Source organism: Streptomyces sp. NPDC088097 (assembly GCF_044741845.1).
Lineage (GTDB): Bacteria > Actinomycetota > Actinomycetes > Streptomycetales > Streptomycetaceae > Streptomyces.
The window spans coordinates 434,908-461,671 of the sequence record NZ_JBIUTJ010000005.1 but is presented as its reverse complement, the minus strand read 5'-3'; the positions used below and the strand labels follow the sequence as shown (position 1 = coordinate 461,671).

At 73.8% G+C, this 26,764-nt stretch carries 16 protein-coding genes and 2 tRNA genes; 7 read left to right on the top strand and 11 right to left on the bottom strand.

The features are described from left to right. Positions 1 to 624: 624 nt before the first annotated feature. Positions 625 to 1,161 (bottom strand): MarR family transcriptional regulator, encoded by a 537-nt coding sequence (locus ACIOD1_RS19540; RefSeq protein ID WP_365622288.1) that lies wholly within the window; start codon positions 1,159 to 1,161, stop codon positions 625 to 627. Positions 1,162 to 1,287: 126 nt separating this feature from the next. On the opposite strand from ACIOD1_RS19540, the gene ACIOD1_RS19535 reads away from it, so the two are divergent. Continuing rightward, a complete protein-coding gene (locus ACIOD1_RS19535) occupies positions 1,288 to 2,580 on the top strand; it encodes an MFS transporter (RefSeq protein ID WP_401903571.1) in 1,293 nt (430 codons plus the stop codon). Positions 2,581 to 2,647: 67 nt separating this feature from the next. On the opposite strand, the gene ACIOD1_RS19530 is transcribed toward ACIOD1_RS19535, so the two are convergent. Further along, positions 2,648 to 4,378 (bottom strand): ATP-binding SpoIIE family protein phosphatase, encoded by a 1,731-nt coding sequence (locus ACIOD1_RS19530; RefSeq protein ID WP_365622335.1) that lies wholly within the window; start codon positions 4,376 to 4,378, stop codon positions 2,648 to 2,650. Between the two features lie 321 nt (positions 4,379 to 4,699). Continuing rightward, on the bottom strand, positions 4,700 to 6,118 hold the full coding sequence (locus tag ACIOD1_RS19525; RefSeq protein ID WP_365622285.1) for an NAD(P)/FAD-dependent oxidoreductase: 1,419 nt from the start codon (positions 6,116 to 6,118) through the stop codon (positions 4,700 to 4,702). 344 nt (positions 6,119 to 6,462) lie between these two features. On the opposite strand from ACIOD1_RS19525, the gene ACIOD1_RS19520 reads away from it, so the two are divergent. Beyond that, entirely contained in the window at positions 6,463 to 7,254 is a 792-nt protein-coding gene (locus tag ACIOD1_RS19520) for a TetR/AcrR family transcriptional regulator (protein ID WP_401903547.1), read from the top strand. 545 nt (positions 7,255 to 7,799) lie between these two features. After that, positions 7,800 to 9,743 carry a sigma-70 family RNA polymerase sigma factor gene (locus tag ACIOD1_RS19515; protein WP_401903546.1) on the top strand — a complete coding sequence of 648 codons (1,944 nt, stop codon included), beginning with the start codon at positions 7,800 to 7,802 and terminating at the stop codon, positions 9,741 to 9,743. Between the two features lie 40 nt (positions 9,744 to 9,783). Here the strand turns inward: ACIOD1_RS19515 and ACIOD1_RS19510 are convergent, their stop codons facing one another. Both ACIOD1_RS19510 and ACIOD1_RS19505 read right to left on the bottom strand, forming a co-directional pair. Beyond that, positions 9,784 to 13,044: an ATP-binding protein gene (locus ACIOD1_RS19510; RefSeq protein ID WP_401903544.1), complete on the bottom strand. Its 3,261-nt coding sequence runs from the start codon at positions 13,042 to 13,044 to the stop codon at positions 9,784 to 9,786. Between the two features lie 373 nt (positions 13,045 to 13,417). After that, entirely contained in the window at positions 13,418 to 15,745 is a 2,328-nt protein-coding gene (locus tag ACIOD1_RS19505; RefSeq protein ID WP_401903542.1) for an asparagine synthase-related protein, read from the bottom strand. Between the two features lie 694 nt (positions 15,746 to 16,439). On the opposite strand from ACIOD1_RS19505, the gene ACIOD1_RS19500 reads away from it, so the two are divergent. The 4 genes from ACIOD1_RS19500 (at position 16,440) to ACIOD1_RS19485 (ending at position 21,669) form a co-directional block, all read left to right on the top strand. Next, positions 16,440 to 18,011, top strand: coding sequence for a sporulation protein (locus tag ACIOD1_RS19500; protein WP_365622271.1), 1,572 nt, complete (start codon positions 16,440 to 16,442; stop codon positions 18,009 to 18,011). A gap of 91 nt (positions 18,012 to 18,102) precedes the next feature. Next, the gene (gene lhgO, locus ACIOD1_RS19495; protein WP_401903569.1) at positions 18,103 to 19,248 is read left to right on the top strand and encodes an L-2-hydroxyglutarate oxidase; all 1,146 of its coding nucleotides are present in this window, start codon (positions 18,103 to 18,105) and stop codon (positions 19,246 to 19,248) included. A 257-nt stretch (positions 19,249 to 19,505) separates the two neighbouring features. Continuing rightward, positions 19,506 to 20,330, top strand: a complete 825-nt coding sequence (gene trmB / locus ACIOD1_RS19490; protein WP_401903540.1) for a tRNA (guanosine(46)-N7)-methyltransferase TrmB — start codon at positions 19,506 to 19,508, stop codon at positions 20,328 to 20,330. Positions 20,331 to 20,373: 43 nt separating this feature from the next. Beyond that, positions 20,374 to 21,669, top strand: coding sequence for a PrsW family intramembrane metalloprotease (locus ACIOD1_RS19485; protein WP_401903538.1), 1,296 nt, complete (start codon positions 20,374 to 20,376; stop codon positions 21,667 to 21,669). Here ACIOD1_RS19485 and ACIOD1_RS19480 read toward each other — a convergent pair. From ACIOD1_RS19480 to ACIOD1_RS19455, 6 genes are all read right to left on the bottom strand, one after another. After that, a complete protein-coding gene (locus ACIOD1_RS19480) occupies positions 21,659 to 22,732 on the bottom strand; it encodes a M23 family metallopeptidase (protein ID WP_365622265.1) in 1,074 nt (357 codons plus the stop codon). The genes ACIOD1_RS19485 and ACIOD1_RS19480 overlap by 11 nt on opposite strands. A 291-nt stretch (positions 22,733 to 23,023) precedes the next feature. Next, positions 23,024 to 24,199 (bottom strand): PP2C family protein-serine/threonine phosphatase, encoded by a 1,176-nt coding sequence (locus tag ACIOD1_RS19475; protein ID WP_401903535.1) that lies wholly within the window; start codon positions 24,197 to 24,199, stop codon positions 23,024 to 23,026. Between the two features lie 169 nt (positions 24,200 to 24,368). Continuing rightward, positions 24,369 to 24,442 (bottom strand) — tRNA-Met (locus tag ACIOD1_RS19470). Positions 24,443 to 24,683: 241 nt separating this feature from the next. Further along, a complete protein-coding gene (locus ACIOD1_RS19465) occupies positions 24,684 to 25,658 on the bottom strand; it encodes a DUF1648 domain-containing protein (protein WP_401903532.1) in 975 nt (324 codons plus the stop codon). Continuing rightward, on the bottom strand, positions 25,655 to 26,002 hold the full coding sequence (locus ACIOD1_RS19460) for a GntR family transcriptional regulator (RefSeq protein ID WP_401903531.1): 348 nt from the start codon (positions 26,000 to 26,002) through the stop codon (positions 25,655 to 25,657). Before ACIOD1_RS19460 ends, ACIOD1_RS19465 begins: the two co-directional genes overlap by 4 nt. Before the next feature lie 325 nt (positions 26,003 to 26,327). Further along, a tRNA-Lys gene (locus ACIOD1_RS19455) sits at positions 26,328 to 26,400 on the bottom strand. Positions 26,401 to 26,764 lie beyond the last annotated feature (364 nt).

The window sequence follows — 26,764 nt, the reverse complement described above, 5'->3', positions numbered from 1 at the left end:
GTAATCGGGTGCACACATCACTTAGAGCGGGCACGTCAGGTCGGAATAAGACCGACGCGCCACAACGTCCTCGCTGTGTAATTGCCTGCAAGCACACCAGAAAACCGGAGCCTCACAGGTCTTTTTCAAAGGAACCTCATCCACCGAAATGGACGGGGTATCAACTTTTGGCGTTGATTTTTGGCACGCTGTTGAGTTCTCAAGGAACGGACGCTTCCTTTGTACTCACCCTCTCGGGCTTTCCTCCGGGCTTTTCGTTCTGTTCTTGCGTTTCCGACTCTATCAGAGTCAGTCTCGCTTGCTTTCCAGGTTCTTCGCTTTCGCGTTTTCCCTTTCCGGCGATTCCGACTCTATCAGATCCTTTCGGGCCTGACTCCCAGTCAGTGGGGCTTGCCTTCCGGGCTGTTGGGCCCTTCCGACTCCCGAACTCTAGCGGATTTCCCGGGCGACCGATAATCGGGCTTCGGAAATGAATTCGGACATGCCGAATGCGTTCCCGGTGGGAGATCGTGCTGAGTTGGGTGCCGCAACGAGGCGGCGGGATTTGTTGACCTTGGAACCTTTCGGCTCAGGGACAACTCGGAGAACCTTACGGACCCACGGGGGGTCTGTCAACCCTGGTGGTCAGGAGGGGGACTGGAGGTCTTCCACCCGGTCCAGGAGGCGGGTGAGCATGTCTCCCAGGGCTCCGCGTTCCGCGGTCGAGAGGTCCTGGAGGAGGTCCTCCTCGAACACCGTGGCCGCACGCATCGCGTCCAGCCACTTGCTCCGGCCCTCGTCCGTGAGCTCGACGATCACGCGGACCCGGTTGGACTCGTCGCGCTCTCGCGTGACCAGGCCCTCCGACGTCATGCGGTCGATCCGGTGCGTCATCGCCGCCGGGGTCAGGCCCAGCTGCTTCGCGAGTTCGCTCGGGCCCATGCGGTAGGGCGACCCGGAGATGACGAGGGCCTTGAGGACCTCCCACTCCGCGTTGCTGATGCCCAGGGCGGCGGTCTGACGTCCGTACGCGACGTTCATGCGGCGGTTCAGTCGGCTCAGGGCCGAGACCACCTTCTCGACCTGGGGGTCCAGGTCCTGGAACTCGCGCTGATAGACGGCGATCTGCTCATCGAGGCTCGGCTCGTGGACGGGCGTGGTGCCGTCGGGGGTGTCACCCATGCGTCGAAGTATGGCACGGGACTCGTTGGCGTCTAACTCCTTCAATGTGTAGAGTTAAGGATCGAACTTTAGTTGTGAAGTCTTCAAGTCTTCAGTGATCAAGGCAGGTGAGAAGTGACCAGGGTGATGGGCGCCGCGATGCGGCGGATCCAGGCCGGCAACGCGCTGACCGCGTTCGGTATCGGTTTCACGGTTCCGTTCCTCTACATCTACGTGGCGCAGGTGCGGGGTCTGGGTTCCATGGCGGCCACGAGCGCGTTCGTGGCCTTCGCCTTGGGCGCCCTGGTCGCGCTGCCCTTCACCGGTCGCGTCATCGACCGTCGTGGCCCGGTGCCCGTGGTCATCGGTGCGGCCGTGGTCGCCTCCGCCGGAGCGCTCGCGCTCGGGCTGTCGAACGGGGTCGTGCCGATCCTGCTGTCCGCCCTGGCGCTCGGCGCCGGGCAGGCAGTGATGCAGCCGGCGCTCGCCACGATGATCGTCTGGTGCTCGACCCCCTCGACCCGGACGCGCGCCTTCGCCCTCCAGTTCTTCATGCAGAACCTGGGCCTGGGCATCGGCGGGCTCGTCGGCGGTCAGATCGTCGACGTGGACCGGCCGGGGAGCTTCACCCTGCTGTTCGGCATCGAGGCCGTGATGTTCCTCGTGCTGGCCGCGGTCATAGCGAGCGTACGGATGCCGCAGGTCCCGGGGATCAACGACGCCATGGCCAAGGCCGCGGCGCCGGCCGGTGGCGGGTGGAAGCGGCTGCTCCAGCACAAGGCCATGGTGCAGCTGTGTCTGCTGGGCTTCGTGTTGTTCTTCGCCTGTTACGGACAGTTCGAGTCGGGTCTGGCCGCCTTCGGTACCGAGGCCGCGGGGATCTCCCCCTCGACCCTCGGGTTCGCGTTGGCCGCCAACACCGGTGCGATCGTCATCGCCCAGTTCGTGGTGCTGCGCCTGGTGGAGAAGCGTCGGCGCTCGCGGGTGATCGCGCTGGTCGGCCTGATCTGGACCGTGGCCTGGGTCATCGCCGGGTTCTCCGGTCTGGGGCACGGCAGCGCCGTGATGGCCGCCGGGGCGTTCATCACCACGTACGCGCTCTTCGGGATCGGCGAGGCCATGCTGTCGCCGACCCTCGCGCCGCTGGTCGCCGACCTGGCGCCGGAGGGGTCGGTCGGGCAGTACAACTCGGCCTTCGCCCTGGTCAAGCAGATGGCGCTCGCGCTCGGGCCGCTCGGCGTGCCGCTGGGCGCGGGGATTCCGATGCTCTACATCGGGATCTTCGTGATGGTCTCGCTGGGCATCGCCGGGTTGGCGCTGCGGCTCGGCAAGCAGCTGAGCCCGGTGCAGGACAACCCGTCGCTGTCCAGGATCGTGGCCCAGGGCGGGCCGGTCGCGGGCGCGGCCAAGGCCGCGGCCGCGGAGCCCGCGCACGTGTAGTCGTACGTATAGGTAGGTGTGCGAAAGGCCCCGGTCCACCTGGACCGGGGCCTTTTCGTGTGTGCGGCTACTTGTCGGGGAGGGCGAACTCGCACCAGACGGCCTTGCCGCCGCCGGGGGTGCGGCGGGTGCCCCACGAGGAGGCGATGGTGTCGACGATCGAGATGCCGCGGCCGGTCTCGTCGCCCGGTTCCGCGCGGCGGCGGCGCGGGAGGTGGTCGTCCCCGTCGGTGACCTCGACGATCAGCCGGCGGTCGGTACGGCGCAGGCGCAGGCGCATGGGCGGGGTGCCGTGCTGGAGGGAGTTCGCGACGAGCTCGCTCGCGGCGAGGACGCCGAGGTCGCACAGTTCCGACGGGAAGCGCCACGAGGCGAGGACTCCCTGGGCGAAGGCGCGGGCGCGGGGGGCGGCCTCGACGCCGCCGAGGAGTTCCAGGGCGGCGTTGTGGAACAGCTCGGCGTCGGCTCCGGTGCGGGCGGGCTGCTGGAGGACCATGACGGCCACGTCGTCGTCGTGGTCGGCGTCCACGCCGAGGGCCCGCATCAGGCGGTCGCAGACGACGGCGGGGGTGCCCTGGGCTCCGGCGAAGGCGCGCTCCAGGGTGGCGACGCCCTCGTCGATGTCCTCGCCTCGGCGCTCGACGAGGCCGTCGGTGTAGAGGACGGCTGTGGAGCCGGGGCCGAGCGCGATGGTGCCCGAGGTGTGGAGCCAGCCGCCGGTGCCGAGCGGCGGGCCGGTGGGGTCGGCGGCGCGGCGTACGGTGCCGTCCTCGTCGCGGACCAGGATCGGGAGGTGGCCCGCGGAGGCGTAGGCGAGCAGGCCCTCGTTGGGGTCGTGGACGGCGTAGACGCAGGTGGCGATCTGGCTGGCGTCGATCTCGGCGGCGAGGCCGTCGAGGAGCTGGAGCACCTCGTGCGGGGGCAGGTCGAGGCGGGCGTAGGCGCGGACGGCCGTGCGGAGCTGGCCCATGACGGCGGCGGCGCGGACCCCGCGGCCCATGACGTCGCCGATGACGAGCGCGGTGCGGCCGGCGCCGAGGGTGATGACGTCGTACCAGTCGCCGCCGACGGCCGCCTCGGTGCCGCCGGGCTGGTAGGTGGCGGCGATGCGGAGGTCGTCGGGCTGTTCCAGTTCCTGCGGGAGGAGGCTGCGCTGGAGGGTGACGGCCGCCTCGCGCTGGCGGCGTTCGCTGGCGCGCAGACGGTCCAGGGCCTCGGTGTGGTCGGTGACGTCGGCGAGGTGGATCAGGACGCCGGTGTGGTGGGGGGCGCGTTCGGCGTGCGGCTCGGCCTTGGGGAAGTCGACCGGGGTGCAGGTGACCGTGTAGGAGTGCGTGCCGCCGGGGGCGGTGCGGTTCTTGGCCGTACGGGGCTTTCCGCTGCGCTGGACCTGGTCGAGGAGCGGGAGCAGGCCGAGCTCACCGAGCTCGGGGAGGGCCTCGTGGGCGGGGGCGCCGGCGGCGCGGGGGCCGAAGCCGGCGGTGTAGGCGTCGTTGACGTAGGCCACGCGGTGCTCGGGGCCGTGCACGAGGGCGATGAGAGCCGGGAGCAGGCCGAGGACTTCTCTTGCGGACAGCTCGTCGAGGGCGGGCGCGGCGGGGAGCGGCACCGTGCCGGTGCCGGAGACGGTGGCGTCGGCGGGGCAGCCCTCGGGTGGCGTGCCGGAGTGGCCGGCGGCGCCGCGGGCTGCCGGGACGGAGCCCTCACCCCGTTTGGCCTGGGCTGCGGCGTGCTCGTTCCGGGCGGCTGCGCGGCGCTGCGTTCCGGGAAAGCGGGCGCTCCAGCGCGTGAAGTTCACTGCGTTCAAGCCTCGTGGTGTCGCAGGTGGTCGCGGTGTCTCCCCCGGCTACCGGTGGTGGGAGTCGCCCTGTGTGGTCGATGTGGTCACTGTGTCACTGGGTCGCTGTGGTTGGTGGCGGGACGGGGGCACTCGGTCAAGTCGTTCACGTCGTGTCCGTCGTGTGCGTCGTTCGTGTTCTTCGTGTCTTCAAGGTCGTTCCGGGCCGTCGTCTGCCGGAAGGGCCGTTCCGCGCGGGGTGACGGGGTGCGAAAGTCACTCTGCGCAGGCGCGAGCCCACCTATGGTCACACGTCCAGTGTGGCCGACCGGACTGACAACGTCAGCCCTGGCCGCCTCGCGGGGGGTCCGGGGCTGGGGTCGGCGGGTGGGGCTTGGGGCCCCCGCCGGCAGCCAGTTCGAATTCCGCCCTGGGGTGTTCGAGGGAGCCCAGGGAGACGATCTCGCGCTTGAAGAGTCCCGAGAGGGTCCATTCGGCAAGGACGCGCATCTTCCGGTTGAAGGTGGGGACCCGGCTGAGGTGGTAGGCGCGGTGCATGAACCAGGCGGGGTAGCCCTTGAGCTTGCGGCCGTAGACGTGCGCGACCCCCTTGTGCAGGCCGAGGGAGGCCACGGAGCCCACGTACTTGTGGGCGTATTCGGTCAGGACCTCGTCGCGTAGGGCGGCCACGAGGTTGGCGGAGAGCTGCTTGGCCTGGCGGACGGCGTGCTGGGCATTGGGGGCGCATTCGCGGCCGGGTTCGGCGGCGGTGATGTCGGGGACGGCGGCGGCGTCGCCGGCGGACCAGGCGTGCTCGACTCCTTCGACGGTGAGGAAGGAGGTGCAGGTGAGGCGCCCGCGTTCGTTCTTGGGGAGGTCGCTGGCGGCGAGGACCGGGTGGGGTTTGACGCCGGCGGTCCAGACGACGGTGCGGGTGGGGAAGCGGGAGCCGTCGCTGAGGACGGCCACGCGGTTCTCGCAGGATTCCAGGCGGGTCTCCAGCCGCACGTCGATGTTGCGGCGGCGCAGTTCGCGCACGGTGTAGATGCCCATCTCCGGGCCGACCTCGGGGAGGATCCGGTCACTGGCCTCGACCAGCACCCACTTCATGTCCTCGGCCTTGATGTTGTGGTAGTACCGGGCCGCGTAGCGGGCCATGTCCTCCAGTTCGCCGAGCGCCTCGACGCCCGCGTACCCACCGCCGACGAACACGAAGGTGAGGGCGGCGTCGCGAATGGCGGGATCGCGGGTGGATGAGGCGATGTCCATCTGTTCGATGACGTGGTTGCGCAGGCCGATGGCCTCTTCCACTGTCTTGAATCCGATGGCGTAGTCGGCGAGTCCCGGAATGGGGAGGGTGCGGGAGACGGAGCCGGGGGCGAGGACGAGTTCGTCGTATTCGATCTCGATGTCGCCGGTCCCCTCCTCCGCGGTGGCGAGGGTGGTGACGGTCGCGGTCCGCTTGGCGTGGTCGATGCTCTTGGCCTCGCCGATGACGATGCGGCAGCGGTTCAGGACGCGGCGCAGGGGGACCACGACGTGCCGGGGTGAGATCGAGCCGGCGGCGGCCTCGGGGAGGAAGGGCTGGTACGTCATGTACGGCGCCGGGGTCACGACGGTGACCTCGGCTTCTCCGGATCTCAGCTTCCGCTGGAGACCCAGGGCCGTGTACATGCCGACGTATCCACCGCCGACGACGAGGATGCGCGTACGGGGCGGGGTACCGGGGGCGTCGCCCCGGGAGTTAGCAGCCTTCACCACCCCATGACGCAACGTGGCCGGGAGTTTGTCCACAGGCCCGACACATTGTGTGACCGGCGGTGGCCGTTGGACGGGCCTGCGGAGAGGCTCTGATCGGGGTGGGACTCCGCAGGTCAGGGGGCGCGGAGGGAGTGATTCCGGGGGCTTCTGGCGGAAAAGTGGGGGTGAATGCTCCGATCGGGCGGTGCTCCGTCCGGGGCTACCTCTTCTGAATTGACTCTGGCTCAACTATGTTCGTATCTCGTCGAAGAGTAGGACCAGGGCCCTCATGACCGTGGCCCCCCTCTCGACACGAAGGCGGGGAGTGTCTCCGGGGGGAGACAAATGATTACCGGGGGATACATATGCACATTTCCGATTTCCATGGTTCTGCCACCGCTCTGTCCGCGGACAGCGGCGGTCGCGTGATGACGGGCGCCACGACCCACGGGGTGGGTCGCTCCACGCCGCTGCGCGTCGACGCGCAGCGCAATCTCGAACACGTACTGCGCGCGGCCCGCGAGGTCTTCGGCGAGCTGGGCTACGGGGCTCCGATGGAGGACGTGGCACGGCGCGCGCGGGTCGGCGTCGGGACCGTCTACCGGCGGTTCCCGAGCAAGGACGTCCTGGTCCGACGGATAGCCGAGGAAGAGACCGCCCGGCTGACCGAGCAGGCCAAGTCCGCCCTGGGTCAGGAGGAGGAGCCGTGGCAGGCGCTGTCGCGCTTCCTGCGGACCTCCGTGGCCTCGGGCGCGGGCAGGCTGCTGCCGCCGCAGGTGCTCCGCGTCGGGCCCGCCGAGGAGGACGGGGCCGAAGAGGTGCCCGCCGCGCGGGTGCCTCACCAGCGCCAGGGCTTGGTCAACAGTGCCGGTGGCACCGCCTCCGGGGTGCCGGAGCTGCGGGTCGTCGGCTCGCGGAGCCCGATCGATGACGAGCCGTCCGAGGACTCCGGCGCGGGTGCGCTGCTGGAGGTCGTCGGCCGGCTCGTGGACCGGGCCCGGGAGGCCGGGGAGCTGCGGACCGACGTCACGGTGGCCGATGTGCTGCTGGTGATAGCCACCGCCGCGCCGGCCCTGCCGGACCCGGCTCACCAGGCCGCGGCTTCGGCCCGGCTGCTCGACATCCTGCTCGAAGGGCTGCGCTCCCGGACGGTGTGAGGCGGGGCGGGGCGGTCGGGTCGCTCCGGGCGGGTGTCGGACGCGGCTTCGGTCGCGTGAGGCACCCGCCGGGCGGCTCGGCAGCCCGGCCGGGTCGTGCGGGGCACGCGCGGCCGGGGCCGGTCGGTTGTGGTCGGTTCGGCCGGGGCCGCGTCGTGCGGGGCCGGTTCGGTGGTCGGTCCGGTGCGGCCTCGTCGTGGACGCGCTTCGTGGGTCCCTGGCGGGTTCTGGGGTGGACGCTCGTCGTGGTCCCGTGATGGGGCTCGATGTGAGGCCTCGGCGTAGTCCCGTTGTGGGTCCCCGTGGTGGGGCCGGCTGTGAGGCCTCGGCGTAGTCCCGTCATGGGGACGTGTCGTGGGGCTCGCGGTGGGTGCCCGTTGTGGGCGCGTCAACGAGGGTGTGTGGATGGCCTGTCGCCCGAACGGGTGAGGGGGCCGTCGACGGGGTCACCGAGCCGGCCCGATGTGCCCGGACGAGTGGATGGTGCGCGGAGGAGACCGGCGCGGCTTCGCCGTGTGCCACGCTGGATCGGTGTACCGGTTCGAGTGTGGCGTGCGGGGGCTTCCGCGGTGAGCGTTGACGGGCGGGACGAGTCTCCCGGTGGCGCCGGTGGCGAGGTCGGGGCGGGCAGTCTGCCCGCCGGTCAGGTCCCCGCCCAGCGCGAACCGGGCGGGCGACGAGCCGCGTCGGGAGCGCCCGGCGTCGATCTGCCGCCTTCCGACGCCGACTTGATCGCCCGGATGCGCGGTGGCGACGACGGGGCGTACGAGGAGCTGTTCCGTCGGCACTCCGAGGCCGTACGCCGTTACGCCCGCACCTGTTGCCGGGACGGGCACACCGCCGACGATCTCACCGCCGAGGTGTTCGCACGGACCCTCCAGGCGGTGCGCGGTGGGGCGGGGCCGGACCACTCGGTGCGGGCCTATCTGCTGACCACCGTCCGACGCGTGGCCGCGGCCTGGGCGAAGACCGCTCGGCGGGAGCAGCTGGTCGAGGACTTCGCGGTGTTCGCGGAGCAGGCCGCCACGGGTGCGGAGAGCCTGTCCGGGGACGACACCCTGGAGTTGGGCGCCGATGTCCGGGCGATGCACGAAGCCGAACAGTCGCTCGCCCTGCAGGCCTTCCGGAGCCTGCCCGAGCGGTGGCAGGCCGTGCTCTGGCACACCACCGTCGAGGAAGCCTCGCCCAGTGCGATCGCCCCGCTGTTCGGGTTGAGCGCCAATGCGACCGCCGTGCTGGCCAGTCGGGCCCGGGAGGGCCTCAAGCAGGCCTACCTCCAGGCCCATGTGAGTACCGCGCTCAGTTCGGGCGGGGACTGCGCGCGGTACGCGGACCGGCTGGGCGCCTACGCCCGGGGCGGCCTGCGGATGCGGGCCGAGCGGGGGCTGCGCAAGCATCTGGAGGAGTGCGCCAAGTGCCGGCTGGCCGCCGGGGAGCTCAAGGACGTCAACGCCGGGATCCCCGCGCTGCTGCCGGTCGCGGTCATCGGGTGGTTCGCCGCCGGTTATGCCGCCAAGGCGGCGGGGGTGGTGGCCGGAGGGGCCGTCGCCGCCGGGGGCGCGGGTGCCGCCGCCGCGGCCGCCGGAGGGTCCTCGGTCGGTGCGGGTGCGGGTGCCGGTGCGGCGGGGGCCGGGGCTGCCGGGGGGAGCGGGGCCGGAGGCGCCGGTGGGGCCGCCGTGTCCGAGGGGCTCGGGATGCCCGCGAAGGCCGCCATCGCCGCCGGGATAGCGGTCGCGGCCGCCGCCGGGGTGGTCTTCGCCCTGACCGGGGACGAGCCCGAGCCACAGGCGCGGCCCGCGCCCGTGATGGCCGCGCCGGTGGCGCCCGTACCGCCTCCCGTCTCACCGGCCCCGAGCGCCCCCGGGGTGTCGGTGCCGGCGCCGCGGGGGTCCGTACCGCCGTCGCGGGCGCCCTCACCGAGCGCGTCCGCCCGGCCGGCTCCGGCTTCGGTGTCGCCCTCGCGCCCGGCCTCGGCCCCGGCGACCCTGCGGCCCTCGCCGACGCGGGCGTCGACCTCGCCGATCCCTTCGCCCGTGCCACCGCCCGCGCCCGCGCAGGGCTTCCGGCTGGCCACGCTGGGGCACTCCGCGTACGGGGGCCACACCGGTCCCGAGCTGGAGACGTGGCGCAGCGGTTGGGTGTGGCAGCGGTGGGGGCTGGAGGTGGGCGGGCAGCGGTTCGGGCAGGGGATCACGGTCAACTCCCGCTCCTCGGTGGAGATCACCCTCAACCGGAAGTGCACGAGCTTTTCGGCGCGGGCCGGGGTGGACGGCCTGTCGCTGCTGACCGACGGGACGGTGCGGTTCTCCGTGTACGGCGACGGGGAGCGCCTGTGGCGTTCGCAGGAGCTGGGGTACGGGGACCCCCCGGCCTCCGTGCGGGTGGCGCTGGCCGGGCGCAAGACGCTGCGGCTGGTGGTGGAGCGGGTGGGGCAGGGCCGGCTGCCGACGCTGGCGAGCTGGGCGGACTCCGTGATCAGCTGTCGGTGATCGGCGGCCGTGATCAGCTGCCGTGATCAGCTGTCGGTGATCAGCCGGTCCTGAGCCGGTTGAGGGCGGTCACGGCTCCGTCCGGGGTGAGGTCCCGGCCCGCGGCCCGGGCTTCGGCGTACGCGGCCGGACCGAGTACGGCTCGGGTGCGGGCCGGGAGTCCGTCGAGGAGGCTCTGCTCCGGGACCGCGCGGGGGTGGCCCGTACGCCAGGCGGTGGCGGCCGCGAGGATCCGTACGCTCGCGGCGGGCTCGCCGGCTTCGGCGAGGAGGAGGGCCGCGGTCTCGGCGAGGGCGGCCAGGACGCGTTCGGCGCAGCGTGCGGCGATGGCCGACCCGAGGGCGGGTGCGATCAGGTCGAGGCCGGCGGCGGGGCCTTCCGTCCGGGCGGCGAGCAGCGCCTCGGCGTTGTCGAGCCCGGCGGTGAGGTGCGCGGGGACGGTGATCCGAGCCGCTTCGGCCCGGGCGAGGCGGCACTCGGCCCGGGCGCGGTCCGTGTCGCCGAGGGTCAGGGCGATCCGGGCGGAAAGCAGTCGGGCGAAGGTGGTGACGTCGTACACCCCGCCGAACTCCTCGGCCTCGCGGTCGGCTTCGGCCAGGAGGCGGGCGGCGGCTTCGACGTCCCCGGCGCAGTAGGCGGCCTCGGCGATCCGGGCGATGGCGAAGGGGGCCTCGATGTGGGCGCCGACCTCGTGGGCCAGGCGCAGGCAGTCCTCGTACTCGGTGCGGGCCTCGTCGTACCGGCCGCGGGACAGGGCGAGTTCGCCGGCGGCGCTGGCCACTTGGGCGCGGGTCCAGCGGTCGCCGAGGCGGTGGGCGATCCGGCGCAGTTCGGCGAGGTCCTCGTCGAGGGTGGGCAGGCCGCCGGTGGTGTCGATGGCGACGTGGGTGCGGAGCAGGAGGGTGACGCCGAGTTCCCAGTCGCCGGCGTAGCGGCGACAGCCCTCGACGGCTTCGTCGAGGTGGGTGTGGAAGTCGATGGCGTCGTGGGCTTCGCCGGTGAGGAGGCCGGTCGCGGGCCAGAGCATGCCGGGAAAGCGGCAGGTCTCGGGCGAGGCGTGCCGGAAGGTGTCGCGGATGCGGAGGGCCAGGGCGCGGTATTCGGGGGTGCGGAAGCGTTCGGAGCCGTTGTTCTCGGCGAGCAGGAAGATGTGGAGCACCTGGAGGCGCATGAAGTCCCAGAAGCCGGGTGATCCCTCGGGGGGTTCCTGCCGGGTGAGGGCCAAGGCCCGCCCGGCCCATTCGGCGCCCTCCGCGCGGTAGTCGCGCAGCCACCAGAACCAGCCGAGGGCGAAGACGAGGCGCTGGGCGGTGGCGGGGGCCGCCTCGGAAGCGGGCCCGGCCGTGGACCGGGGCCCGGGCGCGGTCGCGGTGTGGAGGGCGGCGCGGAGGTTGTCGAGTTCCGTCTCGACGCGGCGCGTCCAGGGCAGCTGGTCGGCGGAGCGCAGGAGCGGTTCCGCGTGCTCGGCGAGGGCGAGGTAGTGGGCGGTGTGGCGGGCGGTCGTGGCGCGGATGCCGTCCGGGTCCTCGGCGGCGCGTTCGCCGGCGTACTCGTGGATGGTTTCGAGCATGCGGTAGCGCATGCCGTCGGGTGCGGGTTCGGCCTGGACGAGGGACTTGTCGACGAGGGAGCCGAGGATGTCGGCGACGTCGTAGGAGGGGTCGGCGCAGACGTCCTCGGCGGCGGCGAGGTCGCAGCCGCCGGCGAAGACGGAGAGCCGGGCCAGGACGGTGCGTTCGGCGGTGTCCAGGAGGTCCCAGGACCAGTCGACGACGGCCCGCAGGGTCTGCTGGCGGGGCAGGACCGTACGGGCACCGCCGGTCAGCAACCGGAAGCGGTCGTCGAGCCGCTCGGCGATCTGCCGCGGGGTCAGCAACCGCAGCCGTGCGGCGGCCAGTTCGATGGCCAACGGCAGCCCGTCCAGCCGGCGGCAGATCTCGACCGCCGCCTCCGGGTCGTCGGCGGGGTCGAAGTCGGGGCGGGCGCTGCGGGCGCGGTCGGTGAAGAGCCGGTGGGCGGTGGCGGGCGGGAGGGGTTCGACGGGGCGCAACGATTCGCCGGGGACACCGAGGGGTTCGCGGCTGGTGGCGAGGATCCGGACGCCGGGGCAGTGGGTGAGGAGGCGTTCGGCGAGTTCGGCGGCGGCGCCGATGACGTGCTCGCAGTTGTCGAGGACGAGGAGCACCTCGCGGTGGGCGAGGTGCTCGACGAGGACGGCGGTCGGATCGGCGTCGGTGGCGGCCCGCTCGCGGGCGACGAAGCCGTTCTCGCGCAGGCCGAGGGCGCTGAGGACGGCGCCGGGGACGGCCGCGGGGTGGTCGAGGCGGGCCAGTTCGACGAGCCGGCCGGAATCGGGCCGGTCGGCGGCCGCGTGCTCGGCGAGGCGGGTCTTCCCGGAGCCGCCGGGGCCGGTGAGGGTGACGAGGCGGAAGCGGGCCAGGTCCTCGGCGAGGGCGGCGAGCTCGACTTCGCGGCCGACGAAGGAGGTCAGGCGGGGGCGGAGGTTGCCCCGGGGCGGCGGGGCCGGGGGCGTGGACGCGGGCTCGGGCTCGGGCTCGGGCTCGGTATGGAGCAACTCGGCGTGCAGGGCGCGCAGTTCCGGGCCGGGGTCGGTGCCGAGGCCTTCGGCTAGGGCGGTGCGGGTGTGTTCGTACGCGGCGAGGGCCTCGGCGGGGCGGCCGTCGGCGCGCAGGGCGCGGAGCTGCTGGGCGCGGAGTCCTTCGTCGTACGGATGCTCCTGGATCAGGGCCTCCAGCTCCGGGAGGAGTGCGCCGGGAGCGGTGGCGCCGCCGCGCAGGTCCGCCTCGACGCGGTCGCGCGCGGCGCGGGTGCGGCGGGCTTGGGGGGCGGCGGCGTGGGCACCGCGGGCGGGCTCGGGGAGGTCGACGAGGGCGGGGCCGCGCCAGAGGGCGAGGGCCTCCCGGAGGGTTTCGGCGGCAAGGGCGGGGTCGGCGGGCAGTTGCCGGGCCCCTTCGGCGGCGAGCCGGGTGAAGCGGTGGAGGTCGACGTCCTCGCGGGCGGCGGTGAGGCGGTAGCCGCCGGAGGGGTCGGCGCGGACGGCGTCGCGGGAGCCGAGGGTTCGGCGCAGGCGGGACACGAGGGCCTGGAGGGCGGCGGGGGCGTCCCGGGGCGGGTCGTCGCCCCAGACCTCGTCGATCAGGTCGGGGACGGGGGCCGCGGCGGGGGCGCCGGCGCGGAGGGCGAGGGCGGTGAGGAGCGCGCGCAGGCGGGCGCCGCCGAGGGAGAGGGGGGCGCCGGTCTCGTCGTGTGCCTCGGTGGTGCCGAGGATGAGGTACCGCACCGGGCAATTCTGCCTTGGCCCTGGCCGGGCGGGGGTGGGGGTCGGCCGGCGGAGCCCGGGCCATGCCGGCGTCATGCGGGGGCGGCGGGGCCTGCGAGGGCGCGGGGCCCGGTCAGGGACCTGGGGAGGGCAGCTCCCTGAGGGGCCGGCCGGGGGCGGGGGGCGGGGCGGGGCCCCGCGGGGCTCGTCCCCGACCCGCCCTTCCACCGTTTCCCCGGGGCTGCGCCCCGGACCCCACCGAACGGTCAAGGCTGCGCCGCACCCCGAACGGCCAAAGCCGCGGGACCGAATCCCGAGCGACCGGGGGCAGGGACCGGGCGGCCGGGGCACCGGGGGCGGGCGGGGCTGCTGTAGTGCACCGGCCGGGGTGGGGTCAGGGGTGGGGGATCGGGCCTGTGGGGCGGGGGAGGGCGGCCGGGGTGAGGCGGGGGAGGGCGGTGTCCAGGGCGGGGACGGCTCGGCGGCGCGGGGTGGAGGTGCCGGTCCAGCAGGTGCCGCGGCGGGCCAGGAGGCGGCGGAGCCACAGTTCCATGGAGACGAGTTCCGCGAGTCCGTCGAGCGGGACGGGGCGCCCGTCGGCGGCGTCGAGCAGGGCCTGTCGCACGACGCGGGCCTCGATCAGGCCGGCGTCGGCGAGCAGGGGCGCGTCGAAGAGGTCGAGCAGGCCGGGCAGGGCGGCGCGCAGCCCGAGCCGGGTGGCGGTCTCGTTCGGGGTGTGGGCGGTGACGCCCCAGCCGGGCGGGAGTTCGCGTACGCCGGCGGAGGCCAGGACGGTGCGCAGGATCGCGGCGCGGGCCCCGGGTTGCACCCGGAGGGACTCGGGCAGGGCGCGCGCGGCCCGTACGACCTGGTTGTCGAGGAACGGGGCGTGCAGCCGCTGGCTTCGGACCTCGACGGCCTGCTCGAAGACCCGGTGGTCGGCGGCGTGGCGGGCGAGCAGGGCGCGGGCGCGGGCCTCTCCGGGGCGCGGGGAGAGCGGGGGGCGTCCGGCGGCGGCGGCCAGACGGATCGATACTTCCGCGAGGGCTTCGCCGGTGAGCCAGGCGGCGGCCGGGCCGGGTCGGGACCAGGTCAGGGCGGCGAGCGAGGCGTCGACCGGGCCCGTGAGGGACGGGGTGAGGCCGCCCTCGCGCAGTCGGGCGGCGGCCGCTTCGATGCCCGCGCGGTACGGCGTACGGGCGAGGCGGCGGGCGGCGGCGTACACGGTGAGCGGGACGAGCAGGGACTCCCCCGACGCGGAGGCGGAGCGGGCGAGGGCTGCGACGGGGCGCAGCAGGTGGCGGCGTCGGCGGTCGAGGAGGAGGTCGGCCATGCGGGCGGGGTGGGCGTCGAGGACCTGGCGGGCGCCGTGGCCGGTGAAGTGGTCGGCGGATCCGGCGGCCAGCCGGCGGCGTTCGCGGGCGGCGGTGACCAGGGAGGGGCCGGGTTCGTCGGTGAGGGGGCCGTCGAGTTCCGCGTACGGGAGGGCTTCCTCGGCGGCGGCCACGACGACGTGGTGCAGGCGGGGGCTGGCCGCGATGGCGTGGGCGCGTTCGAGTTCGCCCTCGCGGCCCTGCGGGGTGGCGAGGTCGTTGAAGGTGACGGCGAGGAGGCGGGATCCGGAGCCGGGAAGGGTGCCGGGGGCGCCGGGCAGTCCGGCGGCGAGGAGGGCGAGGGTGGCGGAGGCGCTGCCGCCGGAGAGGTCGGCTCCGACGCCCGGCGCGGGGGCCCCGCGGGCGGCGCGGCGGTCGGCGGGGCCCATTCCGGGCACGGGCCCGGGGTCGGGGACCAGGGTGTCGGGGGCATGGCGGGGCGCTGTGAGCCGGGCGCGCACCGCGTCGACCAAAGCTTCCCGTACGCCCTCCACCGCGCGCCCGGCGTCGGCCTCGGGCGCGGCGACGGCGAGGGAGGCGACCGTCTCGTAGCCGGTGATCTCGCGGGAGCCCTCGCGCAGGATCAGGGTGTGGCCGGGCGGGATGCGCCGCACCCCGGCGTACGGTGTGCCGTCGCCCAGTGCCTCGGGGCTGTCGGGGCAGGCCAGGAGGGCGGCGAGGTGGCCGATGTCGAGCTGCGCCTCGATGAGGTCGGCGAGCGGTAGGGCGGCGGTGGCGTACGCGGTCCCGCCGGCCCACGGCGTGTAGAAGACGGGGCGGGCGCCGGCGACGTCGCCGAGGACGGTGATGCGGCGTCCGGCCTGGACGACGGCGGTGTAGCTGCCGGACCACTCGGTGAGGTGGCGCAGGGCTCCGCCGCGGGCGGCGTAGAGGCCGCGGCGCAGTTCGGCGTCGGTGGCGCCGCAGCAGCCGAGGACGGCGAGGCGGGTGAAGGGGTCGGCGGGGTCCGCGGTGACGGTGCGGATCTCGTCCGGGCGCCAGTCGCCGACGGCCCAGAGGGGGTCGGGGTCGCCCCAGAGGAGTTGGGCTCCGACGGGGTGGACGGTGCGGTCGGCGTCTTGGGCGGCGGGATCGTCGGCGGAGGCGGCGTCGGCGAGGCCGCCGCGCGGGGGGTCGGCGTGGGGCAGGCCGTGGCCGCCGCCGTCGTGGCCGTACCCGGAGGAGCCGTACCCGGAGGAGCCATAGCCCGCGGACCCGCGGCCGCCGGACCCGTAGCCGCCGGATCCGTTGCCGTTCGCGTGGCCGTTGGCGGATGTGCGCCGGTCAGAGACCCTTCCGGCCGTGCCGAAGCTCGCGGCGATACTGCTCCAGCCGACCAACCAGCGCACCGCCGCCTCCCCCAGCCCGTGGGCACATGACCGGGGCGGCTGACGGCGCGATCGGCGCGGTCGACACGTACGGATTGCACGGACGTACAGCGCGTACGGCGCGACCGGCACGGACGCCGTGCGCGGCTGCTGAGGGCGCGGCCGGCAGACCCCGGGTGGCTCGGGGTCCATGCTGCCACGAGACGGGCGTGCGAGAGTGACTTCGGGGCGCGCACATGTAAACGAACACGCCCCGGTCACACGGTATTTGGCGTTCCGTTCCCACCGTCCCATAGGTCGCTTTCGGCCATTCTTCGGCCGTGTCGAGTACGCGCGCCGGCGCTCCCGCGGGGCGCGGCCCGGGAGGCGCCTTCCGCCTCCCGGACCGTTCCGCCACCCGCGGGGATTGAGGCAGCGGCATCCCCCGGCCCACCGGATCCACGCGGCGGGCCGACCCACGCACCGCACATCGAATCGCCGGGCCCCGGGAGCGGCCAGAGCGCACGGCCGGGCGCACGGCCACACGGCCGGAGCACGAGCTGACACGTGCGCCCCGGGGTCGGGGGCGGCCCGGCTGTGCGTACGGACAACAATCCCGCCATACGGAAGGAGGGGCCTTAACGCTTGGGAGGCGGGGAACTACGCTGGGTTTACGAAATGCCGGGCGCCTATGCCCCGGCGGCGTCAACGTTCCGCGTGTGACGAGGGGTGGCGCATGTCCAGGGAGCTCCGCGAGCCCAATGAGAAACTCGGCGCCGTCCTCGCCCTCGCGGGCATCAGCAACGCGGGGCTGGCCCGGCGCGTCAACGATCTCGGCGCACAGCGCGGCCTGACCCTGCGGTACGACAAGACCTCGGTCGCGCGGTGGGTGTCCAAGGGGATGGTGCCGCAGGGCGCCGCCCCGCACCTGATCGCCGCCGCCATCGGGGCGAAGCTGGGCCGGCCGGTTCCGCTGCACGAGATCGGGCTGGCGGACGCCGATCCGGCGCCCGAGGTCGGGCTGGCCTTCCCGCGCGACATCGGCGCGGCCGTGCGGTCGGCCACCGACCTCTACCGGCTCGACCTCGCGGGTCGGCGCGGCGGTGGCGGGATCTGGCAGTCGCTCGCCGGTTCCTTCTCGGTGTCGGCGTACGCGACGCCCGCCTCGCGCTGGCTGATATCTCCGGCCGACGGCTCGGTGGCGCGCGAACCCGGTCCGGCGACGGCCCGCTCGGGCGCATCCTCCGCCCCCGCCGGCGCGACCCCCGCGCAGGGCGTTGTGCCCGCCCGCCCGGCACCCGAAACCGGGCCGCGCCCCTCCCCCGTACCGGCCCCGGCCGCCGCGCCCGTCCCGGCGTCCGCCCCGGCCGTGCTGTCCGACTCCTCCCCCCAGCGCGTGGGCCACAGCGACGTGACGAAGCTGCGCGAGGCCGCCGAGGACGCCCGCCGCTGGGACTCCAAGTACGGCGGCGGCGACTGGCGTTCGTCGATGGTGCCCGAGTGCCTGCGGGTGGACGCCGCGCCGCTGCTGCTGGGCTCCTACAGCGACGAGGTGGGCCGCGCCCTCTTCGGGGCCACCGCCGAACTGACCCGGCTGGCCGGGTGGATGGCGTTCGACACGGGTCAGCAGGAGGCCGCCCAGCGCTACTACATCCAGGCGCTGCGGCTGGCCCGCGCCGCCGCCGACGTCCCGCTCGGCGGGTACGTGCTGGCCTCGATGTCCCTCCAGGCGACCTACCGCGACTTCCCCGACGAGGGCGTGGACCTCGCCCAGGCCGCCGTCGAGCGCAACCGCGGCCTGGCCACCTCCCGCACCATGAGCTTCTTCCGCCTGGTCGAGGCCCGGGCGCACGCGAAGGCCGGCGATTCGGCGGCCGCCGGGGCGGCGCTGCGCGCGGCCGAGGGCTGGCTGGAACGCTCCCGCGACGGCGACCCCGACCCCACCTGGCTGGGCTTCTACTCGTACGACCGGTTCGCGGCGGACGCGGCGGAGTGCTACCGGGACCTCAAACTCCCGCGCCAGGTCCGCCGGTTCACCGAGCAGGCCCTGTCCCGCCCCACCGAGGAGTACGTGCGCTCGCACGGGCTGCGGCTGGTGGTGAGCGCCGTGGCCGAGCTGGAGTCGGGCAACCTCGACGCGGCGTGCGCGGCCGGCACCCGCGCGGTGGAGGTCGCGGGCCGGATCTCCTCGACGCGGACGAACGAGTACGTAAGGGACCTGCTGCACCGGCTGGAACCGTACGGCGACGAACCGCGCGTGGCGGAGCTGCGAGAACGTGCCCGTCCGCTCCTGGTGACACCCGCGTAGCCAGGTTGTCGGCGGCGGGGTGCAGTATGCAGGGGTGGGAGGTGTCAGCGTGGACTGCGACGTGCTGGTGATCGGCGGCGGAATCGTCGGGATGTCGACCGCGCATGCCCTGTCGCGGCTGGCTCCGGGGACGCGGGTGGTCGTCTTGGAGAAGGAGGCCGGGCCCGCCCGGCACCAGACGGGCCGCAACAGCGGAGTGATCCACAGCGGGATCTACTACCGCCCCGGGTCGCTGAAGGCGCGCTTCGCGGTGCGCGGGGCCGCCGAGATGGTGAAGTTCTGCGCCGAGCACGGCATCGACCACGAGGTGACGGGCAAGCTGATCGTCGCCACCGAGCGCTCCGAACTGCCCCGGCTGCACGCCCTCGTCCAGCGCGGACGCGAGAACGGCATCCCGGTGCGCGAGCTGGGTCCCGCCCAGATCTCGGAGTACGAGCCCGAGGTCCGGGGCTTGGCCGCGATCCACGTCGCCACCACCGGGATCGTCGACTACGGGCAGGTCACCGAGCGGCTGGCGGAGGTCTCGGGCGCGGAGGTCGTCTACGGCGGCGAGGTCGATCTGATCTCGCGCCGCCCCTCGGCCGTCGCGGTCCGCACCACCTCCGGGGTGGTGGTCCGGGCGCGGGTCCTGGTGAACTGCGCGGGCCTGCAGTGCGACCGGGTGGCCCGTCTCGCCGGTGACGACCCGGGCATGCGGATCATCCCGTTCCGGGGCGAGTACCACGACCTCGCGCGCCCCTCGCTCGTCCGGGGCCTGGTCTACCCGGTGCCGGACCCGGCGTTCCCCTTCCTCGGCGTGCACCTCACCCGGGGCATCGGCGGCGGGGTCCACGTCGGGCCCAACGCCGTTCCCGCGCTGGCCCGCGAGGGCTACGGCTGGGGCACCGTCCGCCCGCGCGACCTCGCCGACGAGCTGGCCTGGCCGGGATCCTGGCGGATGGCCGCGCGGCACTGGCGCTACGGGGCCGGGGAGGTCCGGCGCTCCCTGTCGAAGCGCGCCTTCACCGAGGCCGTACGCCGGCTGCTGCCCGCGGTGACGGAGGCGGACCTCACGCCGGCCGCGGCGGGCGTCCGCGCGCAGGCCGTCCTGCGGGACGGGACCCTGGTCGACGACTTCCTGATCCGGGAGGCGCCGCGGACGGTCCACGTCCTGAACGCCCCGTCCCCGGCGGCGACGGCCTCGCTCCCGATCGGCCGCGAGATCGCCACCCGGGCCCTCGCACTGTCCGAACGCTGACCACCGCGCCGCCCGACTGCCCCGCCCGCCCGGCTGCCCGGCTGCCCGCCCGCCCGGCTGCCCGGCTGCCCGGCTGCCCGGCTGCCCGACCGTGCCTGCTGACCGCCACACCCGTCCCGGCCGCCTCGTCGACCCCGGCCTCCCCACCAGTTCCACCCGTCCCACCAGTTCCACCCGCCCCACCCACCCCGGCCGCCCCGCCTGGGTGGGTGGACCGTCCGGCCGGGACCCGGGCTCGGCGCTAGAATCGGCCCATTGTGTCTGAGTCCCCGAACCCCCAGCCCAGCCTCCCGGAAACCCCGGCGGAGGCGTCCACGTACGTGCCCCCGAAGTGGCGTACGGAGCCCCGTTTCCCGGACGGGCCCGCGCCCGACCCCGCCGGCTCGCACCACGAGCGCCGCATCCGCAGCTTCCAGCCGCGCCGCAGCCGTGTGACCACCGGCCAGGGCGAGGCGCTCAAGCGCCTCTGGGGCACCTGGGGCCTGGACATCGACGGCCACGAGGTCATCGACCTGAAGCGCCTCTTCGACGGTCTGCCCGTCGTCCTGGAGATCGGCTTCGGCATGGGCGAGGCCACCGCCCAGATGGCCGCCGCCGATCCCGGCACCGGAATCCTCGCCGCCGACGTGCACACCCCCGGCCAGGGCAACCTCCTCGCCCTCGCGGAGCGCGGCGGCCTCGGCAACGTCCGCGTGGCCAACGGCGACGCGATCATCCTGCTGCGCGAGATGCTTCCGCCGGACTCCCTCGCCGGGCTGCGCGTGTACTTCCCGGACCCGTGGCCCAAGGCCCGCCACCACAAGCGGCGGCTGATCCAGCCCGAGTTCCTCGACCTGGCCGCCACCCGCCTGGCGCCCGGCGCGGTGCTGCACTGCGCGACCGACTGGGAGCCGTACGCCGAGCAGATGCTCGAAGTGCTCACCGCGCACCCCGACTTCGAGAACACCCGGTCCGACGGCGGCTACGCGCCCCGCCCGGACTACCGTCCGCTCACCCGGTTCGAGGGCCAAGGCCTGGACAAGGGACACGTCGTTCACGACCTGCTGTTCGAACGGGTCACCCGGGGCGAAGCCAAGAACTGACAACGTCACTCCGAGTGTCCGACCCGCTCGGTAGGGTCATCATGTGTTCCGAGCGCTCACCCGTGTGCTCGCACGCCCGTTGGGCACGGCCCGGTGGTGCGTGCTCGTCATCCTGCTCACCGCCACCGGAACCGCCATCCTGGAACTCGTGCGGGAGCAGACGGGCACCGCGGGCTTCCTCGTCGGGATCGCTCTGGCCGCGCTGCCGGTGGCGCCGCTCATGGCGGCGTTCCGGTGGTTGGGCCGGGCCGCGCCCGGGCCCTGGCGGCAGTTGCTGTTCTGCTTCGGCTGGGGCGCCTGCACCGCGGCCCTGATCGCGATACTGGCCAACAGCTTCGCCACCGACTGGATGGCCGCGGCCGCCGTCGACCCCGCCCACGCCGACCGCCTCGGCTCGGTGGCCGTCGCACCGGTCGTGGAGGAGAGCGCCAAGGCCGCCGCCCTGCTGCTCCTCTTCGTCTTCCGAAGACGGCAGTTCACCGGCCCTGCCGACGGGTTCGTGATCGCCGGGTTCACCGCGACCGGCTTCGCCTTCACCGAGAACGTCCTCTACCTCGGCAACGCCTTCGAGGAGGACCTCGCGAACGGCACCCCCGTCCTGGACTCGGTGACGGCCGCGACCTTCTTCGTACGGGTGGTCCTGTCCCCCTTCGCGCACCCGCTGTTCACCGTGCTCACGGGGCTCGGCTTCGGCGCGGCCGCGCTGTGCGTCGGCCCGACCCGGCGTGCCCGCCGGGCCCGCGCCGCCTGCCCGCCGCTGCTGGGATTGAGCCTGGCGATGGGCCTGCACGCGCTGTGGAACGGCTCCTCCCATCTCGGGGAGTACGGGTTCTACGGGGTGTACGGCTGCGTGATGGTCCCGGCGTTCGGGCTGCTGCTGTGGCTGGCCGTGCGGATGCGGCGCGACCGACTCCGGGCCGTCGCCGCCGAGCTGTCGGTGTACGCGGCCGCGGGCTGGCTCCGCCCGGCGGAGGTCCCGGCCCTGGCCTCGCCGCCTGCCCGGTCACTGGCCCGCGCCCTCGCCCGGCGCACCGGAGGCCGTCCCGCCGCCCGCGCGGTGTCCCGGTACACGGCGGACGCCGCCGCCCTGGCCCTGCTACGACGCCACGCCCGGCGCCACGGCCCGGGCCGCACGGGGGAGTTCGCCGCCCGGGAGCGGGAGCTGCTGCACCGGATCTGGCTGCGCCGGGCCACCGCGTCGCCCGCGCTGGCCCGTGCGGCGGTGCTGGAGGAACTGCTGCCGCCCGGCTTCGCGTTCGCGCCCGCGCGGACCGCTGCGGCACCGGCGCCGACCGCCGTTCCGTCCCAGCGGCGCAGGCCCGCCCTTTCTAGACGTTGAGGCCCTTGGAGGTCAGCCACGCCAGGGGGTCGACGGTCGAGCCGCCCTTGCGCACCTCCAGGTGGAGGTGGGCGCCGGTGACGTTGCCCGTCGCGCCGACCCGGCCGATGGTGTCGCCCGCGCCGACCGCGCCCGAGGTCACCGACATCGAGGAGAGGTGGCAGTACCAGACCTCGGTGCCGTCGTCGAGCTGGAGCACGATCCGGTAGCCGTACGCCCCGGAGTACCCGGCCGAGATGACCTTCCCGCCGCCCACGGCCTTCACCGGGGTCCCGGTGGGCGCCGCGAAGTCGAGGCCCGTGTGGTGGCCGGAGGACCACATGGAGCCGGAGTCCCCGTAGTGGGAGGTGAGCGTGTAGGCGGAGGTCGGCAGCACGTACCCGCCGGCGGACCGGGACGGGGAGCCCGTGCCGCTCTCCGCGGCGGTCTTCGCGGCCGCCTTCTCCGCGGCGGCGGTCTTCTCCGCCTCGGCCTGTTCGGCGGCGGCCTTCTCGGCGGCCGCCCGGGCCGTGTCGGCCTCCTTCACGGCGGTTTCCTGTCGGGCCCGCGCCTCTTGGGCCGCCGCTTCGTACGCGGCCCGTTCGGCATCCGCGCGGGCCTGCGCCTCGGTGGCGTCCTGCCCGCTCTCGGCCTGCTGGAGGATGCGGTGGCGCAGCGTCTCCCCCGCGTCCGCCCGCTCCTGGCCGCCGGCCTGCCCGTCGGCCTGCTGCGGTACGGTCGCCTGCCGCGCGGCGGTCGCCTTCGTGGCGGAGTCCGAGCCGGATCCCGAGTCGGAGCCGGAGCCGGAGTCGCCGCCGCCGAGCAGGTCGGGGAGGGAGGGCATCGATATCGCGACCTGGGGGCGGTCCTGCGCGGTGGCGATGCCGCCCGCGCCGACCGCCGCGATCACGCCGACACCGAGCACCGTGGAGCTGCGGGCGAGTCCGCCGCGCGGCTTCATGACGCGGTGCTTGCCACGGAAGGGGCGCGCCGAGTCCTCCGTCGGGTTCCACTCGCCCCAGGCTCCCGCGGTGGGCGTCTCCTGGACTTCGATGCCATCGGGGGCAGGCGAGTTGGAGGCCACGGGGGCACACTCCTCATGGGCGGGAACGCGCGCGGCGCCGTCTCTTGCGACGGCTGGGACGACCGCACTGCGTTATCGAAAGGTAATAGACGCGGGGGAGTGATTCCAAGCTGTTGCGACTGATCGTTAACACCAATCGGCCACCCACTGAACAGCCTTGGCCTGGACATAAACCCCATTCAAGATCACTTTTGGGCAAAATGCCGCGCCTCACCACACCACTTCAGCCACGGCGTCCAAATGACGCTCCGTCAACTTCCTTGCGCAGAGCACTCTGTGCGTCACAGACCGTCACGCACCCTCCCTCGGCACCACCGGAACGGTCCTGCGCCGCGCCGGCTGGCCCCGCACGGGCCGCCCCAACGCCAGCAGTGCCATGTCGTCGGCGGCCCCGCCGCCCGTGTGCCGGCGCACGTCGCTGCCGAGCGCGTCCAGCAGCTCGTCCGGCCCCGGGAAGACCCGGCCCCGCAGCCGGGCCGCCGGATCGTAGAAGACCCCGTCCCGGTCCCGGGCCTCCGACAGCCCGTCCGTGTACAGGAGCAGGGTGCTGCCCTCCGGGAAGGGCCACACCCCGACCCGGTCCACCAGCCCCTTCGCCAGGTCCCCGAGCCCCAACGGCAGCGCGGGCTCCACTGGGGCGAGCACCACCAAGGCCCCGTCCGCGTGGAGCAGCAGCGGCTCGGGATGGCCCCGGTTGATCAGCCGGAGCACCTCGGCGCCGGGCGGCACCTCCCCGAGCACGCACGTCGTGAACCCCTCCACCGCGTCCAGGCTGTCCCGCCGGGTCCCTTCCCTGGCCAGGGCCCGCTCCAGCCGCTGCGCGAGCCCCTCCAGGGTCGGCTCGGTCTCCGCCGCCTCCCGGAAGGCACCCAGCACCACGGCGACGGCCTCCACCGCCCCGAGCCCCTTGCCCCGCACGTCGCCCACCGCGAGCCGGACCCCGTACGGGGTGTCCTGGACGGCGTAGAGGTCCCCGCCGATCGAGGCGTCGGCCTGCGCGGCATCGTACGAGGCGGAGACGTACAGCCCGCCGATCCGCTCGGCCGGCGTCGGCAGCACGGCCCGCTGCGCGACTTCGGCGATGCCGCGCGCGGAGGCCAGGCGCTCGACGCTGCGCCGCACGACCTGGTTGATCAGGAGGGCCAGCCCGGAGACGGTCACGACCGTCACCAGCTCCGTCACGGACTCGGCCTTCCCGCTGGTGCCGTTGTAGAAGTGCAGGGCCACGACCGCGAGCGAGGCGCCGATGCCCGTCAGCGCGGTGGCCAGGAAGGCGAACAGGGGGGCCGCGATCAGCGGGGCGGCGGTGAAGAAGGGGGCGCCCGTGAAACTGGGCGGGGTCAACAGGTCGAAGGCGAGGCCGAGGAGGATCAGCAGCACGGGAAGGAGCCGGGCCACCCGTCGGGCGGCGCCGTCGCCCGCGGCGGTCGCCCGCGCGTCCTCGCCCTGCCGGCCCAGCCCCGCCACGCTGCTCTCCTGCCGCCCGGTCCCGAGTCGCCCCCTCAAGGCTGGCGGCACGGGCCCTCGGACGGCGACCGGACCGGGCCGATCGAGTGACGGCGCGCCTGCCCCCGTACCGGTGTCAACGCACACGACGAAGGCCCGGTTCCCAAGGGAACCGGGCCTTCGTACTGAGTAGCGGGGACAGGATTTGAACCTGCGACCTCTGGGTTATGAGCCCAGCGAGCTACCGAGCTGCTCCACCCCGCGTCGGTAAACACAACTCTACGTCATGACGGGGACGCCCCCCGCCAATTAACGCCCCCACCCCCGCCAAGGAGGCAATAACCCCAGGTCAAAGCCCTGAAACCGGGTTCCGAAGCCCGACCCACGGCCCCCCTCCGCGCCCCGCCCGCACCGAGCCTCCAACTGGCCGACACCCGGCCCGCACCGAAGGGGCGTCACTGAGGGCGACTCGGGCGAATGGATTTCGCCAGAATGGCTTGATTGATCAGCCGGGGTGTCGGGCCGAAAGTGCGTTGAGCAGCGCGGCGCCCCGTTCGGCGTCATCGACGCTCACCGCAAACTCCGTTCCCTTGTTCGGCTGGATGACCAGGCACTCGCCGGCCCGGAGCATCACCGTGGTCCCCAGGCCGCTCAGCCGGTAGCCCCAGCCGCCGACCTGCGCCGGGGTCCGCATCTCGGCACGCGCCGAAACGATGTCCTGCGCCGACCAGCGACGCACCGGCCGGCCGAGCGGACCGAAGGCCACCTCCAGCCCTGCCTCCGTCACCCGCGCCTGCACCGAGGCGCAGAACAGCACGAGGACCGAAGCGATCGCGAAGGGAGCGATGAGCGCCCAGTGCAGACCGATGAGACCGCACGCGGCGGCGAGTACGACGGTCGCCGCCACGAGGCCGGTGAGGGCGGCGGTCAGGTGGAGCCAGGGGTTCGCGGTGCGGGAGAGCCAGACGCGGCGCTCACCCTCAGGAATCGCCATGACCTCGCCGCTCGCGCCCTGTCCGGCATGGGCCGGGAGCGCCGCGCCCCGTCCGGCCGGCCATCCGAGCACACCGGCCGCGACCGCGACCGCCGCCGTGACGGCCATCCCCGCGCCCACTGAACCGGCATCCCGCCAGTCGGCTCGGTCCAGATTGGCGCGGACGATCGAAGCCTGAGCGCCGGCCAGGAACACACCGCCGGACAGCAGGGACGCCCATATCCACGACCCTGCGGGCGCGCCTCCGCGCCGGCCGGCCATGGCGATGGAGATCGCCAGAACCGCCCAGATCAGCGCCGGGAACACGGCAGCCGCCCACAAGGGCATCGAACCGTCAGGAGCCCCACCGCCCCAATGCGTGGCGAGGCGCTGTGGCAACCGGCTGCTCGCGGCCGGCGGAAGCCCCGCCAACACAGCCAGTACGCCCACCGCCCAGGCCGCCGCTCTCCAGCGCGTGCCGCTCGTCCGCTTCGTACGGTCAGTCACGAAAGCCCCCTGATCATTTCAATGAGATCGTTCCTGCCGTATCCGAGATGCGCGGCATCCGCCACCAACTGCCTTGTCCTGCTCAGCAGTTCGGACCGCTGGTCGGCGCCTTCGGCGACAGTGACCCCGCGACCCCGCCGGAACTCCAGAATTCCCTCGTCTCGCAGAGCGCGCAGCCCGCGCAGGACCGTGTTGGCGTTCACCCCGAGCGCTCGGGAGAGATCACGAGCCGGAGGCAGCCGGTCCCCCGGCGCGCACTCACCCTCGGAAATGGCGCGCCGGATCGCGGCCGCTACTTGTTCGTGGAGAGGGCGACTGTCCTTGGTGTCCAATCTCAGCAGCATGATGCTAGTGAACGTAGCACCATTATCGTCATGACGTCCGGATGCGCCGAGCGGTGGGTGAAGTGCCGCGCGGCTCTGAACGTCGCTGCCCTGAGCAGCGCGCCCGCCGGCTGAAGGAGCGGGAGAGGGAGGCAGCCTGGCAGGACACCGGCCAGGTCTTCACCCAGCACGCGTGCCTCGTGCTCGGGCATCCGCCTTCTGGCCAGGGGATGACGGCCCGTCCGCTCACGCACGGGCCCGCAAACGACTGAGCGCCCCACCTGGCCGAAACCGGGTGGGGCGCTCAGTAGCAGGTCGGAGGGGTGAACCCCCCGCCTGCGAGCAGTAGGCCATGTCGGACTCGAACCGACAACCAACGGATTAAAAGTCCGCTGCTCTGCCAATTGAGCTAATGGCCCTCCATGTGCTCCCCCAGAGCATAGCCGGAGCGGCGCTGTTGGCCGATCGGGTATCGCCTGGTGTGGCCCGGGCGGTTTCCCGCCAACCCTACGGCGTGGGGCGGGCGGGGGTGGAATCGGCCGGAAACGGGCTCGGCCCCCACCGCACCGGAGTGCTGTGGGGGCCGAGCCTTCGTCAGTTGGCGCTCAGGCGTCAGCCGTTGCGCTTCCAGCGGGGCTTGTCGTCACGACGGCCACCGAAGGAGCCCGTGGAACCGGCGGAACCGGAGCCCGAGGGGCGGTTGTCGTCGCGGCGGCCGTAGGGGCGCTCGCCGGCGCCACCGGCGCCACCGGCGCGGAAGCTACCGGAGCCACCGGACGGGCG

Bases quoted from the DNA above. Each gene is read 5' to 3' on its own strand.
- ACIOD1_RS19540 (WP_365622288.1), bottom strand. From the start codon at position 1,161: ATGGGTGACACCCCCGACGGCACCACGCCCGTCCACGAGCCGAGCCTC.
- ACIOD1_RS19535 (WP_401903571.1), top strand. From the start codon at position 1,288: ATGGGCGCCGCGATGCGGCGGATCCAGGCCGGCAACGCGCTGACCGCG.
- ACIOD1_RS19520 (WP_401903547.1), top strand. From the start codon at position 6,463: ATGCACATTTCCGATTTCCATGGTTCTGCCACCGCTCTGTCCGCGGAC.
- ACIOD1_RS19500 (WP_365622271.1), top strand. From the start codon at position 16,440: ATGTCCAGGGAGCTCCGCGAGCCCAATGAGAAACTCGGCGCCGTCCTC.
- lhgO (WP_401903569.1), top strand. From the start codon at position 18,103: ATGTCGACCGCGCATGCCCTGTCGCGGCTGGCTCCGGGGACGCGGGTG.
- ACIOD1_RS19460 (WP_401903531.1), bottom strand. From the start codon at position 26,002: ATGCTGCTGAGATTGGACACCAAGGACAGTCGCCCTCTCCACGAACAA.